The sequence below is a fragment of the Mesorhizobium sp. M4A.F.Ca.ET.090.04.2.1 genome (genome assembly GCF_003999085.1).
Taxonomy (GTDB): domain Bacteria; phylum Pseudomonadota; class Alphaproteobacteria; order Rhizobiales; family Rhizobiaceae; genus Mesorhizobium.
Map to the genome: position 1 here is coordinate 1 of NZ_RZOT01001032.1, position 420 is coordinate 420.

At 60.7% G+C, this 420-nt stretch carries 1 protein-coding gene; it reads right to left on the minus strand.

What is annotated here, in order from left to right:
* On the minus strand, positions 1-420 hold a 420-nt coding region (locus EN781_RS33895), incomplete at both ends, for a VOC family protein (protein WP_145965846.1).

The window sequence follows — 420 nt, forward strand, 5'->3', positions numbered from 1 at the left end:
GACTTCGACGATGCCTGTTACGCCGTTGGCATGCGCCTGCAATGCAGTGCGGTCGATCTTCGGTGCATTGATGCGCTCACAAGCGAAAAGGAAAGCGTCATCGGCATCCTTGCTGGCGCAGAAGGCCAGCTTGAAGGACGCCAAATCGCTCTTGCCGCTCGCATCGGTGAAACCACGGGAGAAACTCAGCAACTCCCCCGCCGACATCCCGGCTCCGACATAACGAACATGGTCGGCGTCGGCATCGCCGGTTCCGAGCACGACAGCGGAAAAGCCTTCGTCACCGAGGTTCTGCCGGTAGAGACGATCGCGCGCGACGAACACATTGCCTTCGCCTATCGCCCGGTCCGTCTCCAGGTCGTCACCAACCGCCAGCGGCTCCAGGTAGGTGCCGTCGGCGAAAAAGACACAGCAGTTTTC